The sequence below is a fragment of the Microbulbifer variabilis genome, from assembly GCF_052467165.1.
In genome coordinates this window covers 3,612,861-3,630,699 of sequence record NZ_CP174301.1, presented here as the reverse complement: position 1 = coordinate 3,630,699, position 17,839 = coordinate 3,612,861, and the positions used below count along the sequence as shown (strand labels likewise).

The 17,839-nt window shown below is 41.5% G+C and carries 3 protein-coding genes; all 3 read right to left on the bottom strand.

Features of this window, described 5'->3' with window-relative positions:
* Window positions 1–10: 10 nt before the first annotated feature.
* Window positions 11–9,748: a non-ribosomal peptide synthetase gene (locus ACJJIP_RS16095; protein ID WP_444945567.1), complete on the bottom strand. Its 9,738-nt coding sequence runs from the start codon at window positions 9,746–9,748 to the stop codon at window positions 11–13.
* 3 nt (window positions 9,749–9,751) lie between these two features.
* On the bottom strand, window positions 9,752–14,833 hold the full coding sequence (locus tag ACJJIP_RS16090) for a non-ribosomal peptide synthetase (protein WP_444945566.1): 5,082 nt from the start codon (window positions 14,831–14,833) through the stop codon (window positions 9,752–9,754).
* Window positions 14,834–16,317: 1,484 nt separating this feature from the next.
* Window positions 16,318–17,796, bottom strand: a complete 1,479-nt coding sequence (locus tag ACJJIP_RS16085; protein ID WP_444945565.1) for a nucleoside hydrolase — start codon at window positions 17,794–17,796, stop codon at window positions 16,318–16,320.
* Between the last annotated feature and the right edge of the window lie 43 nt (window positions 17,797–17,839).

Sequence of the window (17,839 nt, the reverse complement as noted above, 5' to 3'; positions counted from 1 at the left end):
TTTATTATCCCTATAGGACCATCTCAAATTCTTGAGTTTCGTCCTGGTTTGATGCTGCGTCTTGCTGTAACGAAGTACTTAATTTTTCAATTGTTTGATTTGCAAATAACATTGCTAGTGGGATGTCTATACCAATTATCTGGCGACTTTTGGCCCCAAGACTGATGGCTTTGATTGAATCTCCTCCGATACTAAAGTAGTTATCGCGGATACCAACCTGGTCCAATCCCAAGACTTGTTGCCAAACCTCGCATAACTGGCGTTCAAGTTGCGTACGTGGTGCCAGATAATCAGTCTGGGAAACAAGTTTGGGAGTTGGCAAGGATTTTTTATCCAGTTTACCGCTTAAATTGACAGGTACTTTATCAATCCAGTTAAAGCTTGTCGGAATCATATAGTCGGGCAATACCGATGTTAATGTAGCTTTTAATAGATCAAGATCTTTGGATTCCTCGGAATCTGGTACTAAATAGGCTGCCAAGTATTTTTGATTTTGATATTCATGATCCGTTACTACCGCTTGCTTAACTCCTTCCAGGTCATTTAAAGCCGCTTCGACTTCACCTAACTCAATACGGAAACCTCTAATTTTGACTTGTAAGTCATTGCGACCGATATAATCTAGCTCACCGCTAGGTAACCATCTGACCAGATCGCCAGTTTTGTAAAGCCTGGTATAACCTCTGGCTTTATCTTCCTCGCTGGCAAAGGGGTTTTTTATAAAACGCTCTGCTGTCAGTTGAGGTTGGTTCAAATAGCCCCGGGCAAGGCCGGCTCCGCCTATGTGCAACTCACCAACGGCCCCTATTCCTAATAACTGACCTGATTTATCGAGGACATAGCTTTTGTTATTGGCGATGGCCCTGCCTATGGGGATCTGGTTGTCTTCTGATTGAGGTGGACAATGATATTGATGGCTACTGATAGTCGCTTCTGTAGGTCCGTAGACATTAATGAGTTTATCCCCCAAATCACTGGCCAGCTTGGTTGAGGTCACTTCGCCACCCGAGATGACTCGCTTCAAGCCATGCTTTTCCCCAAGCTCCAATGCCAGTAGGAGACTGGATGGTGCATCCAGGTGAGTAATGGACTCTTGCTCAATCAACTGCTCAAGATGACTAAAAGACTGGATATCGGCTTCACTGGTAATTACTAGCCGCGAACTACTAAGCAATGCGATAAATATTTGCTCTATTGAGGCATCAAAAGTGTAGTTAGCCAGTAATAACAGAGACTCATCAGAAGAAATCTCATACGCTTGTATATTATGCTGCATCAAATTTACGCAACTACGATGCTCAATCATCACACCTTTAGGCATGCCAGTGGTACCGGATGTATAAATCACATAAGCCAGGTCGGATGGTGATGTCAGCGCAGGTAAATTTTCTCCACTTATTGCTTCATTCAGAAGTAACTCTTGGGTTACACAGAATATGAATTCTTGACGTTCAAGACCGATGATTTTTCGGAGTTTATCCTCAATACTCTCTCCCGTCAGGATCATCGGGCATTGACTGTCAGATATGATATAACGTAGGCGCTGCTCGGGGTAATCTGGAGAAAGCGGCAAATAAGCTCCACCGGCTTTTAGTACTGCTAAAATAGCAATGACCATATCGATACCGCGTTCGAAATATAGTGAAATAAGGGTATCTGGAATTATCGATTGCCCGTAGGCTGATTGATATTGTTTTGATAGGATGCGGGCCAGGCGGTTGGCCCTTTCATTAAGTTGACGATAAGTAATCCGCTGCTGTTCAAAGATCAGTGAAATGTTATTTGGCGTTTGCAGGGCTTGCTGTTCAAATAAACCATGTAAGGTTTGTCCCTCAGGGAAGTCAATTCTAGTATTATTCCACTGACCCAGGATTAGTTGACGTTCAGTTTCACTAACTCGGTCAATCTGATCTATACATAACTTCGGTGTTGCCAACAAGCTTGTGAGTAGGTGTTGATACAGGTTGGCAATGCGAATGATGGTATTTTCATCAAAAAGGCTGATTGCATAATTAAAAGTTGCAGTAATTTCCTCACTACCATCATTTAAAAATAGACTTAAATCGAAAATTGCCGGTGAATAAAGAGAAGTTTCTCCATCAAGTTCAGAGGGTAAAAAAGGAAAATTTTCATTAACATTTTCTTTCTGAACAAAGCTCTGTACGCCGAACATGACTTGGAAAAGTGGGTGGCGCGAGGTATCACGTTCAACATCAAGTGCCTCGAGCAGGCGTTCAAAAGGCAGTTCCTGATGCACTTTAGCCTGAGTAACGGTCTGATGCACCTGGGCTATCAAATCCTTTACAGTCATTTTAGTATCAAGAATAGTTCTCAATACTAGAGTGTTCACGAAAAATCCAATCAAGTCTTGAGTTTGGGCATGGTGACGATTATCTGAGGGTGTGCCTACAAGAATATCTTCCTGCCCGGATAAGGTTGCGAGGCAAAGATAAAACCCAGTTAGTAATAGAGTATATAAGGTAGTACCTTCAGCTCTTGCAAAAGCGCGTAACTGCGCTGACATATTTCTGTCTAGGATAAAGTGATAGTGCTTACCTCTTTGATCAGCCTTTGGCGGCCGTGAATGATCTAGTGGCAGTGCCAAGGGTTCATAACCGGACAACGTTTTTTGCCAGTAATTCAGCAGATTTTCCAGTGTCTCACCTTTGAGATGGGCTCGTTGCCAAACAGCATAATCATGATATTGAATTTCCAGCGACGGTAATGATGCTTGCTGCCCCTCACAAATAGCATGATAGATTTGTGAAAATTCTTTAATGAAAATGCCAGTAGACCAGCCATCAAAAGCAATATGATGCCAAAGAATCAACAAGTATCGTTGTTTTCCTAACTGGTACATATGTAAGCGGACGGCACCCTCATGGTTTAGATCAAAAGGGTGATTATTTTCCCTTAGCAGGGCAGTCTTCAATTGAGCTTCATCATTAAGCTGGTGCTTGTTTATTTTTATCTCCCTGGGCTGAACTTCTTGTAGGCTGACACCATGTTTGTCAGTGTAATAGATACTGTTGAGTACAGTATGACGTCGTACTACCTCACATATTGCCCGTTCAATATTATTCAGCGATGCCTGCGGCTTGAGCCTGACTAAGTAGGGAATATGATATGTACTTGCCCCGGAGTCGAATTTCTCGATAAAGAATAAACGTTCCTGTGAAAAAGACAGGGGATAAGGGCCGACTTTTACCGAAGGAATTCTTAGTAGAGGCTTCTCCTCAAGCCCTTTGGAGAGGGCAGCAATATTTTTTTTCTCAAACAGAGTTACTAGGGGAAGTTCAATACCTAATTCCCTGCGAATGGTAGCTATGAGTTGTACCGCATTGATCGAATGTCCACCGATTCGAAAAAAGTCATCCGCAATACCTACACGATCAAGTCCCAATATCTGCTGCCAGATCAGGCAGAGATTTTGTTCAAGATTGGTGCGGGGAGGGAGATAGTTATCATTTATAATCAATTGTGGATTTGGTAACGCACGATAATCCAGTTTTCCATTAGGGGTTAATGGCAACTTTTCTAGAAAAATATAGCTTTCAGGGACCATGTATCCCGGTAAATTAGTGGATAGAGTTTGCTTTATGGTTTCCGGTGAAGTTTTCTCTCTTGACTTAAGTACTATATAAGCAACTAATATTGTATTTTCTTCATGGTGAAAAGTAGTCACTAGTGCCTGTTTTACTACGTCAATTTCATGTAGGGCTGACTCGATTTCTCCTAATTCGATCCGGTAGCCCCGTATCTTAACCTGCTTACCAATGCGCCCAAGGTACTCTAAATTTCCGTCTGGTAACCAGCGAACCAAATCCCCGGTTTTATATAGCCGGTCATGTCCCCTTTCTCTATCTTCATCACTGGCATAAGGATTATTAATAAAGCTCTTAGCTGTCAGCTCTTTCTGATTAAGGTAGCCGTGAGCAATACCTGCACCGCCAATATATAGTTCCCCGGAAGTCCCGACAGGCGACAGCTGGCCACTTTTATCTAAAACATACAATTTCTTATTATACAGTGGACTGCCAATAGGCAGTTTTCTCATCTTGGTATTCAAGTGACAAGCAGTAGCAAAAACAACTGTTTCAGTAGGGCCATAAACATGTGTGAACGAAATTTCAGGGTGGTCGTTAACTAGCTGGTGAAAAGTTCCTGCATTGGCCTTTTCTCCACCAAACAAAATATTTTTTACCTTCAACCCGTTTAACAGATTCTCTTTGGCCAAGACATTCAGTAATGCTGTTGTGATAAAAAATGAATCAATATGATGGCTATTTAGATAATTTATTAAGTGTATAGGAGATTGGATTACGTCCTGCGTAGCGAGATGCATACTACAGCCATTAAGAACACTGTAAAATAAGTCAAATATAAAACCATCAAAAGCATAGGAGGACAAACTGGCTATATTGGTCACCCTGGAGGCTTCCAAATAACGATTATTACAAGCAAAGGCTGCTACTGCATTATGTGGCACTAAAACGCCTTTAGGCTTACCTGTTGTCCCTGAGGTATAAATCACATAGGCAAGATGATTGCTACCTGATGTTTCTGGTAAATTATCGTAATGATATTCGGCGATTCCCTTATCATCATCAACTACCAGAGTTGATGGGGCCTGGTACTCGCCAGCGTCAGATGCGGGTAGTGCCGATAAGCTCTGCTTATCACTCATTACTAACGAGACTTGGGCATCCTCCAGCATAAATTTGATACGTGCTTGAGGGAGGTCTGGAGCAATTGGCACATAGGCAGCTCCAGCTTTCAGCACAGCCAAAATGGCAACCACCATATCTGCACTACGTTGAAAACATAATCCTACTAGAGTGTTGGGTTGTATTGTCCCTGCGGCGCTGGCCCTATATTTATCTAAAAGCGCACGTGCAAGACGGTTGGACTTTTGATTAAGCTCCCGATAGCTAAATCTGCATTGCTCAAAAACCAGGGCAATACGATCAGGTGTCTGCCTGACCTGTTGTTCAAATAATCCATGTATAGTGTCTCTGTCGGGATAATTAACCTGGGTATCATTCCACTGGTACAACGTTTTCTTCCGATCAGCTGCACTTAGCTTTTCTATTTGTGCTATCGGAAGGTCTGGCCGAGAAAGGAGACCGGAAAGCATTCTTTGGTAAAGGCTGGATATACGCACTATGGATTCTTTATCAAAAAGACTTACCGCATAGTTAAACCCTGCTGTAATTTCATCGCCACAATCATTTAGGGATAAACTTAGATCAAATTTTGCCGGTACATATAAGTTGCTTTCATCAACTAATTTTTCAGGAATGAAAGGTAATTTTTCGGAATCACTGATTTCCTGCCCATTATTCTGTAGACCAAACATTACTTGGAATAAAGGGTGGCGAGAACTATCTCGCTCTATCTTCAGCTCTTCCACTAGACGCTCGAATGGGAACTCCTGGTGTACTTTGGCCGAAGTTACGATCTGGTGCACTGTGGCGAGTAGTTCTTTTACCGACATTTCGGGCTTGATTACAACACGCAGAGCCAGGGGGTTAACAAAAAAACCGATCAAATTTTGAGTCTGGGCATGATGACGATTATCTGACGGTGTGCCCACTAAAATATCTTCTTGCCCAGACAGGGTTGTCAGGCATAGGTAGAATCCACTAAGAAGTACCGTGTATAGGGAGGTTCCTTCATCTCTCGCTAATGTTCGTAACTGTGCTGAGATTTGACTACCTAGAGTGAACCGATAGTATTTACCTCGGTGATCAGCCACTGTGGGTCTGGGGTAATCAAGTGGTAAAGCCAAAGGTTCATATCCGGACAAACGTTGTTGCCAATACTGTAGCTGCTTCTTTTGCTGCTCTCCTTGCAGATAGTCGTGTTGCCAGGCAGCATAATCACGATATTGAATATCCAGTTCGGGTAGGTGAGCTTCTCGCTTTTGACATATGGCTTGGTAAATTTCTGAAAGCTCTTTAATGAAAATCCCGCTAGACCAGCCATCAAAGGCGATGTGGTGCCAGAGTATCAGTAGATAATCTACTTCCCCTAATTTATATATATGAAGTCGAATTGCCCCTTCCTTTTCAAGGTCAAAAGAACGCATACACTCTTTTCTAATTAAGAGCGTTAATTGTTTTTTATCCGCAGCCTTGTGCATTTGTAAAGTGACAGGAGTAGAGAGCACTTCTTGCCGACTAATCCCCGTGTTATCGGTATAATAGATACTGTTAAGCACAGTATGCCTACGAATCACAGCGTTTAGTGCTTGTTCAAGCTTGTCCAGCGATGTCTTTGGCTTTAGCCGGGTAAAATGAGGTATATGGTAAGCACTGCTTCCGGATTCAAATTGTTCAATAAATAGCAGTCTTTCCTGAGCGAAAGACAGTGGAAATGCGGTTGCGTTTGAGCGTGGGATTGTCAAGAGTTCCTGTCTTTTTAATCCTGAAATCAGAGTGGCTATATTTTTTTGTTCGAACAAATCTTCCAGTGAAACTTCTATAGCCAGTTCTTGGCGAATAGTAGCAATTAGTTTCACTGCATTGATTGAATGGCCACCTATACGGAAAAAATCATCCTTAACGCCTACTTGTTTCAGCCCCAGTACACGTTGCCAGATCTGACACATCTGACTTTCTAGTTCGGTTCGGGGTGCAAGGTAGTTATCCTTAGAAATTAGTTCTGGGGTGGGTAAAGCACGATAGTCTACCTTACCGTTGATGGTTAGCGGGATCTGATCCAAGTAAGCATAGCTCTCCGGTAACATATACTCAGGTAAGCTAAGAGCCAATGTCTCCCGCAAGGCTTCTGATGAAATATCTTGTGCTAGAAGAGGTACTATATAGGCTATCAGTAAGGTACTACCCTGATGATGATAAGTTGTCACCAGTGCCTGCTTTACCGCTTCTATGTTGGTGAGCGCAGTTTCGATTTCTCCTAACTCAATTCGGTAACCCCGAATTTTAACCTGCTGTCCTATGCGTTCCAGATATTCCAAGTTTCCGTTGGGTAACCAGCGCACCAAATCGCCGGTTTTATATAGGCGATCATACCCCCTGCTTTTATCTTCATTATTGGCAAAAGGGTTATCGATAAAACTCTGTGCTGTCAGTGCTTCCTGGTTGATATAGCCTCGGGCGACTCCTGCTCCACCGATATATAATTCCCCTGGAGCCCCGATGGGTACCGGGTAACCTTTTTTATTAAGTACGTAAGCCTTAACATTATTGATAGGGCGCCCTATACATCGATTATTATTTTGCTGATAAAAGTTCAGGCTTTGAATGGCTGTTACCGTAGCTTCAGTTGGTCCGTATTCATTAATAAGCTTGTCTTTCCAAATATTTACCAACTCCGGTGAACAAGATTCACCGCCAAATACCACTCTTTTTATTTGCTGTTTGTTTTTGATATCACCTAAAGTCAACAAATGAGCAGGAGATGCTACCAAGTGTGTAACCTGATGTTTGGCTAATAAGCCGATGATTTTTTCCGGTTGTTTTAATATTCCTCTTTCGGGTAATATCAACCTCCCACCATTCAACAGAGCCAAATAAAAGGGCTCAACTGAAGCGTCAAAAACATAAGACAACAGCCAAAGTACACGTTCTTGATTGTCAAAATTAAATGCTTCGCTTTGTGCTTTAATTAGATTAACAACGGATTTATGCTCTACCATTACTCCTTTAGGAGTACCGCTTGTGCCTGAGGTATAGATTAGATACGCCAGGTTGTTTCCTTGCGGACCATGACTTAGGTTTTCGATAGAATACGGCGCAGTTTCTACTTGGTTATCTACTGCAAGCAATAAAGGTGGGGTAGGGATTTCCTCGAGTAAAGAGCGGAGTTTATCTAGCTTGAAACTTTGACTTAATACCAGAGCAGAATTACTGTCTTCTAATTGAAATTTCAGACGTTTTTGAGGTGCATCATAGGCAAGGGGCAGGTAAGCTGCGCCGGCTTTTAGCACAGCTAATATCCCTATTACCATTTCCAGGCTTTGCTCAAAATATAGGGCAACGATAGTATCAGGTCTTATCGTATCTCCGTGTTTATTTTGATAGTTATGCTGTATTGCTCTTGCTAACTGATTAGCTTTTTCATTCAACTCTTGGTAAGTTAATTGTTTTTCTTCAAAACTAACCGCGATTGAATCATGATTTATTAGGGCTTGAGTTTCAAATAGATGTGATAAGCTTACCTCATTACCACCAGGTGAGCTTGTCTGATTCCAATCAATTAAAACTTTTTGGCGATCCCTATCTGACAAACTATCAAAAGTATTGATAGATCGTGAGGGCTGCTCCAGCATCTGTACCAAAATTTTTTGATAGACTCTACCGATATGAATAATGCTGTCTTCATCAAATAGACTTACGGCATAACTAAATATACCTTTTATCTGGTTCCCACTGTCATCGAGAGTTAGGCGTAAATCCGCTTTTGCAGGCGAATATAATGGATTTTGAGGATCTGTTTCTACCTGGGTAAACGGCAATTCATATAGGTTTGTCAAACCAAAATTTTGTACCGTAAACATTACCTGAAACAATGGATGGCGGGACAAATCCCTTTCCACTTCCAGTGTATCAATGAGAGACTCAAATGGTAGATCTTGGTGAGTTTTAGCCGCAGAGACTACCTGATGTACTTGCCTGATTAATTCATCAGCTGTTATATCTGCATTTAACTTTACTCGTAGCGCCAGTGAGTTGACAAAAAAGCCAATTACGTCTTGGGTCTGGGCATGATGACGATTATCTGACGGAGTACCTATCAGGATATCTTCTTGCCCTGATAGGCTAGACAGTGTTGCAAAAAAAGCACTGAGGAGGACGGTATATAGAGTAGTTTCCCTTGTTTGGGCATAGTGCCGCAATTTCAGGGATAGTCCAGTCTCTAACGTAAAGTAGGTATTTTTTCCTCGGTAATCCATTTTTTTGGGGCGAGGGCGATCTGTTGGTAAAACTAAAAGTTCATAACCGCATAAGGTATTATGCCAGAAAGACTTTAGCTTGGAGAGATTCTCTCCATTTAGGTAATCCCTCTGCCATTGGGCATAATCGCTATATTGGATAGATAGGTCTGGTAAGCGTACTTCCTGACTGTTAAGTAGAGACTGGTAGATGCTAGATAATTCCCGTAAGAAAATATCCATTGACCAGCCATCAAACGCAATATGATGCCACATAATTAGCAAATACAGCTTTTTATTGACCTCATAATATTTCAGGCGCATTGGTGGATCTTGCGACAGATCGAAGGGACGCACTATCTCATCTTTTACCGCCGGTAGTAACTTTTCTTCTGTGCTTAATTGGTTTGTCGAAATTTTAACAGGGTCAGATAATATCTGGCTGATATTCCGGTTATCAGACTCAATATAGACTGAATTGAGCACGGGATGGCGTATTGCCAAATGTGTAAAAGCACTTTGTAGAATATCTAATCGGGCATCTTGGTTCAATTGCACTAAATATGGAATGTGATATGCACAGGTTTCAGGCTGTAAACGTTCAATAAATAATAGTCGCTCCTGAGCAAAAGACAGGCGGTATTGTATGAGTTCCTCAAGCTTGGAAAACTTTTTCTGTGAGTCAATTTCTCTTTTTTGTAAATACTTAACTAACTGAGACTTTTCTGCTTTCAATCGTGTTAGTAGTTCTTGCGGTATTTCATCACCGCTACTTGCCAATTTAAGAATATCTCCACTGACCCATACAGCCAGTTTATTTTTCTTGAGTTCTTTTAATAACGCCAACATCAACTAAATCTCCATTACAAACTGATTATTAGCCGTAGGCTTATCAGCCAGCTTGGGAATGACCATGCTTTGCTGGTTTTTTAATGCAAGTGCTAATCTGGCAATGGTGCTGTGCTCTAATAGTAGGCGTAAGGGAATATCTATCCCGCTTAACTTTCGGCTGACAGCTGTGAGCTTTACTGCATTGATGGAGTTGCCACCGATACGGAAGAAGTTATCCTCAATCCCGACCTTGTCCAGCTTCAAGACTTCTTGCCAAACTGTACATAAATGTCGTTCAAGCTCATTTCTTGGCGCTTCGTAATTATGCTGCGTGACCAGTTCTGGCTCAGGTAACAGATTGGGATCAAATTTGCCATTGATATTAAGGGGGATGACATCTATTAAATTATATGAATCAGGTACCATATAATTGGGTAGGCTCGATTGTAGAAATGACTTTATTGCGTCGCAATCCAATACTACATCATGTGTTGAAACCAAATAGGCTGCCAAGACTTGATTACCCTTTAACTCCCGTTTAATAACAACTGCCTGCTTTATTTCAGGGTGAGTGCACAAGGTGTTTTCGATTTCACTTGTTTCTATTCGATAACCACGGATTTTTATTTGGCTGTCGTTTCGGCCAAAATACTCTAGAGAACCGTCAGGTAACCAGCGGACTAAATCACCAGTTTTATATAATCTATCGTAACCTTTATCCAGATCTTCCTGTGTTGCAAAATAGTTGGGAATAAATCGTTGTTGCGTTAAGGTTTCTCTATTTAAATATCCGCGAGCCAGGCAAGCTCCACCTATATATAATTCGCCAATAACACCAACAGGTGAATAATGTCCATGTTCATTTAATACATAAAGCCTCACATTATCGATTGGTTTTCCTATGTTTATTTGGTCAGGTTTCTCTATTTTTTGCTGTGTCACACATACCGTGGCTTCTGTCGGGCCATATTCATTAAATGTGAACTCGGCAGGTAATACTGCTAATGGACTTAAATTGTCACCACCTGTGTGAACTAATGTTAATGTGGAATTCCTTAGTTCTTTCGCAATTTCATTGAGTATTGCAGTTGGAATAAATGCCTGGTTAATATTATTCTCATTGATATATGAAATTAGCCTTTCACTCTCAACTCTACATTCATCCGAGGCAATATGGAGTTCCGAGCCAGATAAAAGTGCTGGAAATATTTCAAAAACACTGGCATCAAAAACATAGTTGGAGAACTGCAAGATCCGTTTTTCAGTATTCAACTGATGACTTTTGATCATGTATTGAGCCAGATTTACTACACTTTGGTGCTCTATCATCACCCCCTTGGGTTTTCCTGTAGTGCCGGAGGTGTAAATCACATATGCAAGAGCTTTGGAATCTAGCTTAATAGCGGGAGATGCTGACGATTGAGTGAGTAGCAATTCAGGTATGTCAACAGAAATAAGTAATGGAATATTTTTAAATTCTGATAGTTTTTTATCAATCGCAGTAAAGTGGTGCCGTTGCGTTAGAATAATCGGAGCTTGACTGTCTTTAAAAATAAATTGAGTACGTTGCTCTGGGTATTCTGGAGAGATAGGTAAATAGGCTCCGCCAACTTTTAAAACGGCTAACATACTAATAATCATGTCCAGGCTGCGATCTAAATACAGCGCTACTATTGTATCTGGTATTAACTCATGGCCGGTTTGAGCTCGATACTGAGTGAGAATAACCTGGGCAAGTTGATTAGCCTTCTTATTAAGCTCCTGATAGCTGATAACATTATCCTGATACACCAGGGCTGTATTTTTGGGGGCTTTACTTACCTGGGATTCAAATAATTCAACCAAAGTTCTGCTCGCTGAATATTCGGTATCGGTATTATTCCATCTGGCAATCTGTTGATTCAGTTTAGCATCAGCTATAACCAAATCTGATATTTTACTGGCATCCCCCTGCAGGATTTGGGTCATTACTGACTTAAATGAGGCCATCATATTCTGAATAAACCAAGGGGCATGTCGTTCCTGATTGAACTCCCATAGTACGGTAACAGGATCGCCACTACCTTCCTGCCCGATCCTGGGTATAACCACAATATTTAAATCGAACTTTGCAGATTTGCTTCCGATGGCTTCGACCAATTGCATCTCTGAGATGCCAGGCAATGTCATTTTGGGTAATGGAGAATCATGAAAACTAAAACAGACCTGAAATAACGGATTTAATCCTTTAATACGTTCAGGGTTTACCAAATCAACTACAGTTTCAAATGGAAGTTCCTGATTTTTTTGTATTTCTTGTGTCGTATCAAAACATGTATGAATAAAATCATTGATTTCTTGTTTTGAGTTCTGTTTTATTCTCGCAACATTGGTTGCCACCATCATTCCGATAGTGTTCTCTACTCCTTGATAATTACGGTTCGCAGTGCCAGTGCCGACGCAAATATCGGTATCGCCGGAGTACCGAGATAATACTAAGTTGACGGCCGCCAACATAAAGGAAAATGGTGTTACTCCCTGTTTCTGACAATAATTTTGTATCTTATGCCAGAAATTCCGAGGGATCTTCATTTTTTTAGTGTCTCCTCCCTTTAAATCTCCCGTGGCGGTCTGAGGTAAATTGATTTTAGTTGGGGCATCTTTGAGCTTTTCATACCAGAATAGCTTTTGTTTTTCAGCTGCTTCGCTCGTTAGCCAGTTGTTTTGAAAAACAGCAAAGTCGGCGTACTGCCCAACATGATTAAGAGTTATATTTTTTCTGCCCTCGAGTCTTTGCTGATAGCAGGAGAATAAATGCTCAAGAAATATATTCGAGGACCAGCCATCATGGACAAGGTGGTATTCAATATGAATAAGAATATGTTCTTTGTCTGTTAATTTTACTAATCCCCAGCGTACCAAAGGTAGTTGGGTAATGTCGAATACCTGATTCAGACCTTCTGCTATTAAATAGTCAACCTGCTGTTGAGCCTGGTGATAATTCATGGAGCTAAAATCATATCTGGCTAACTCAACCTGGTAGTTTTCATGGATGTATTGGCAGGGTTCTTCCAAAGAATAGGAGCTTCGGTAAATCTCATGTGCATCGACTACATCCTGGATAGAGTGAGCAAGAATGTCTGGATCGATTTCACCTTTTAGAATCAACTTGCTCTTTGCATGATATGCTCTATTTCCTGGGTTGGATTTTGTCAAAAACCATATGGCTCGCTGCTGAGAGGATAAAGGTGAAATAGTCCGATATTTATTATCCCTGGTATTGATACTGAAACTTTGCTGGCAGCGAGGTAATTCCTGCCAGATATTTTCAGGTGTGCGCTCTGTATAAATTAACTCAACTGGAATATTTACAGATATTTCTCTGGCGAGTTTTGAACATAATCGAATGGCTGAGATTGAGTCGCCACCAGCGGCAAAGAAGTCTTCTTTCCATGCCAAAGGTAACGCTGTGTATTCATTTATCCAGGCTAGAAACGTCGCCTGTTCAGAATTAAGATTCACATCCACCATCGCAGATGTGTCGTGTGTTGCCATCGATAATAAAATCGATTTATCTATTTTTCCATTCTCTGTCAGCGGAAGCTCAGGTAGAATATGAAAATGCTCAGGTACCATGTGAAGTGGCAAATGTGCCTTTAGGTGTGATGCGAGCTGTTGTATATCCAACGAGACTTCTCGCTTGAGTACTGCATATGCATGCAACGATTGTTTGTTTCCTGTATCGCTTACAAGTACACATGCCAAGGCAATGCCATTTAGAGTTTTTAGGCAATTTTCAATTTCCGAAAGCTCTATTCGGTGGCCTCGTATTTTTACTTGCGAGTCATTCCTGCCTATAAACTCAAATTCGTCTCCTTGGAGGCGTCGAACTAAATCTCCTGTTTGGTATATGCGTTTATAACCGTCGCGACTAATTACCGATGGTAGTAAACTACCGCTGATAAATTTTTCGGCTGTTAATTCTGGTTTTCTCCAGTAGCCACGAGCAATGCCTGTACCGCCAAGATATAGTTCCCCAATATCTCCGATGGCCACCTGCTGTAAATTACTATCTAACACCCAGGCTTCGGTATTCTTTAACACTTTGCCGATATTATTTGCTGAATCCCCATGTGTAAAAAGGTGTGCGGTCGCGCAAACAGTAGTCTCTGTCGGTCCATAGGCATTGAAAATTTTGCTTTGCCTGTTGAGCTTTTGCATCATATCTAGTGCCGGTGCTTCACCAGCAACAACAATACTTTGCAAGGAGTGAAGTTTTTCTTCAGGTAATAACGCTAATAATGATGGTGGTAAAGTGGCAAACTGTATTTGATTGTCTCGGATTAGGATCGCAAGTTTATTGTGATCTTTACGTTCCTCCTCGCTAGCAATATAAATCGTTTGCCCCAAAAATAGACTGGCAAATATCTCAAATACACTGGCATCAAAAACATAAGATGCAAACTGTAATGTCCTTTGATAATTAGCTAGTGAAAACCTTTCAATTTGAGCCGAAGCGAGATGAAGGATATTCTGATGAGTGATCATGACCCCTTTAGGGTTGCCTGTTGTTCCAGAGGTGTAGAGTACATAGGCAAGATCATTAAGGCAGTTCTTTTTAGCTTCACCTATTGAAGGGTCGGGTTCAGTAGTATCTTTAGTGTCGGAAAAGAGTAAAGTTGGCTGGTTATGAGATGAGTTGAGCCAGCTCGTCAGTTGAGCATCATGATGAGTTTGAGTTACAACCACTCTGGTTTTGGTATCCTGAAAAATATATAAAGCTCTCTCTCGTGGATACTCTGTAGAGATTGGAACATAGGCAGCTCCGGCCTTTATTACTGCCAACATGGCTATTATCATGTCCAAGCTTCGATCTAAATACAGTGCAACCAGATTTTCCTCTGAGTTTTCTTCTTTAGCCAGCGTCTGACTGATTAGAGTCGAAAGTGACTTTGAACGCTTATCAAGTTCTTGATAACTAATACTTATTCCTTGATGTACAAGAGCTGTTTTATTTGGATTTATACTGATTTGCTTTTCGAAACAGCTATAGACCGACTGGGCTTTTGAATTGAAATTCTCGCTGTGAATTTTTGGTGAATTAAATATTTCATTGATTTCCATTATCAGTACTCCATTATTATTTTTTGAATTAAATTTGTATTAATTGTAAATATTGAGAGGTTTAAGCTCGGGTGCTTTATCCGGTTTGTACTCTTTTTTAATGACTTTCAAATATTATAAATATGGCAGTTTTATGACTTTCTATATGGCGTATATGATCGATCAGGTCTGATAAGCCCCATGGATCTATAATTGCTTATTGCCTAATAGGCTAAGATTTCCATCTCTTGATGGACGGGGCGGTAGATACTTTGGGTGGGGCTAAGTAAATTAATATCGAATATGAGAGGCGTGCGCCAACAAAAGATAGTTTTTCAAATAATTTAAAATAAATAATTTGAAGCGAAAGTCGTTGTTTAATTTGAGGCTGCTTATCTCTTGTTTGTTTAAAGTGAGATAAGAGTGAAGTAATAAATAGAGCTAGGCGTTGATGGTAATATACATTTTTCATAGTGCCGACTTCCATGTTTATCTGTCACTACAATCCTGCGCCAGGACGTTATCAGAAATAATTCTGCGTATCAACGGCAAAATACATTGAATGAATTTATGTCGAATTTATTAATGATTATTTGTTTGTTGGTACATTTATGAATAGCGGTACAAATCGTACTTTTTGTATGGTTATGACTTCATGCGTTATAAGTTGTAGAGGGTTGTATCATTATCAGGTGACATGAAATGTTTCATCTGGCGGTTTTAAATATGTATATGCCCTTTTTACCCATATAGATGTGGGTTTGATAATACTATTTAATGGGTGATTCATTGCGCATTCACTGTGTAGGCTTGCTTAAATCTTTTCAGTTTAGTGATAGTGGATCATTTTCGATGAACAATCTGTGCTAACTATTGATAGAAAGGTATTGAATATCGTATTCTGAAAAATTTTCCCCTCAAGTCCATGTTGATTGTTGGTACCTATTTTTTAGGTTGGTCTTTTTCGACTTTATCGAATTGAGCAATTTGGATAAGTAGAAGGCTTTCTCGAATTCTTCGATAGTGATAATGCAATGTCTCAATAACGGATGATGTGGGCTTTCCTGCATAGTCACACTAAATGAGACTGAATAGCCTAATTTTTAGACAGATCTGGTCGTAGTGAAAAGTCCAAAGGCAAAGATGTTTATTTGTTTACTTAGATGAATTTAAAAATGAAAACAGCTTCTGAATTGTGCCGCTTAAAAGTACATGGAAATTTTAAAGTTGGGCTTGAGAAGAAGTGGGTGCATACCCGGCTCTGTCGGGACATTTTTTGACTAAGAAAAAATTGTCTTTGGTATTTGCATTAAATATTACTAAGGGTATCCCTATTTTCAGGGTTTATTAATTTATAGTTCGGTAAAATACCTGATCTCATGAAATCGTGTGGTGTAAGGGAGTATTGCTGGGTCTATTGTTTTGCCTAGACAAAGGACCTTTTAATGCTTTTGCAGTTATTCTGCATTAAATTAAAAGGTTCCTTAATATTAAGACAATCTAGATTAGTGTAGTTTAGCCCGGCACCTAGGGCCCTTACGTGCACTATTAAAGCCATCACGCAGGCGCTCAATCATTGCTGTACGGGCGGCATCATGATTGATGCCCATAACCACATTAACTTCCAGCCCTTCACCGCTTTCAGTAATTGTGGTTTTACCCACGGTAGGGTCGAAGGTGATGGGATCGTAGGGAGTCATACTGTCGGCCAGGCCGGCATTTAGCTGGTCTACTTCGATAAACCCAGGTACCAGGTCCATCTCCAGAGTTTCAGGCTCCAGCAGTACCAGTGCGGCGATAATATCCCACAGGCGGATGACGGTATCCATAGCGAAGTCACCATTACCTTGGAAATCTCCACCTTCAAATTCACGAATAGAGCTGAGAAGTTGAGACGTGTAGCAGGCTTCCGGCGTTGCGCGGCGTTTAGCCAGGGCTTCGATGGTGCTGCCCTGTACCTTGGCCATATCGGTAGAGTTGGTGGGTACCAGATAAGTTTCAATATTACTTTCGCTCAGGGCGTCAAAGGCCCACTGTGCACTCAAGGGGTCGAGCAGAATATTGAATTCCTGGTGGGTACTGAAGTCGCTGTCACAGCCGAAGCTTGGGTGGGAGAAAATATTGCCACCCAGGTTGCGAGATTTGTCGCCAAAGCAGGCCGCCTCGTGATCTGCAGTAAATGGCTGGTAATTTTCAAAGCCGCCACCCATCATAATTACGCGATCAATTTTATCCAGCTGCTCTTCGTTGGCTTTGCCAAGTACCCGGGCCAGGGTGGTGAGTTTGCCGGTGTTGAAAACTACTGGGGGCTTCTCCAGGTTATCCAGGGTGTCAAGAATAATATCCTCAGCTAGCTCGAAATTAAAGGAAACACCATTGTTGCCCTGGTAGCGATAGTGCGCCTGCTTTGCGCGTGGGATTAGATGATCGGTGCCATATAGGGTGGAGCCGTTGTCGCGCCAGGGGCCGGGCACATACTGGCCGTAAAGGTTAATCCCCATGGCGTTGCGGCGTTCCAGGTTCCAGGTGCCGGTGGTGAAATCCGAGGAGTTAGGCAGCTGATAATCATCGCGGCCTGCTACAGCTTTGTCGTCATTTACCGGGGTGCTGGAAGCCTTGCCATTAGCTCCGTAGGCGACCTCTTCAGTGGCAAAGTAGGCACCGCGAATTACTTTGGTATCGTTGTTGCCCAGCCACTCAAGTATGTTGTAAACCGTATTGGCTCCATGCGCTACAGTATTGAAGGAGTCTTCGACGACTGCCAGTTCCAGGGTATAGCGGGGGTCTTTGGCAATCAGCATCAGTGCCACGGCATCGTCAAAGTTATTGAAGTCGCCAATCCAAATAATGGATTGGGCATCTTCGTTTTTGCTGGCCTGATACAGCTTATTACCGTGGTGGCCACTGTCTGCGTTGCAAGAAGCGAGTGTGGCAAGACTGCCCAGTAGCAAAGCCCCTGCAGAAAACCAGTGTTTTAATTTCATCAATTCTTCCCTAATTTTCGAATGGTTTAATCCTGGAACCCAA

Excerpts from the sequence above, each read along its gene's own strand:
- ACJJIP_RS16095 (WP_444945567.1), bottom strand. The coding sequence starts at position 9,748 with ATGTTGGCGTTATTAAAAGAACTCAAGAAAAATAAACTGGCTGTATGG.
- ACJJIP_RS16090 (WP_444945566.1), bottom strand. The coding sequence starts at position 14,833 with ATGGAAATCAATGAAATATTTAATTCACCAAAAATTCACAGCGAGAAT.
- ACJJIP_RS16085 (WP_444945565.1), bottom strand. The coding sequence starts at position 17,796 with ATGAAATTAAAACACTGGTTTTCTGCAGGGGCTTTGCTACTGGGCAGT.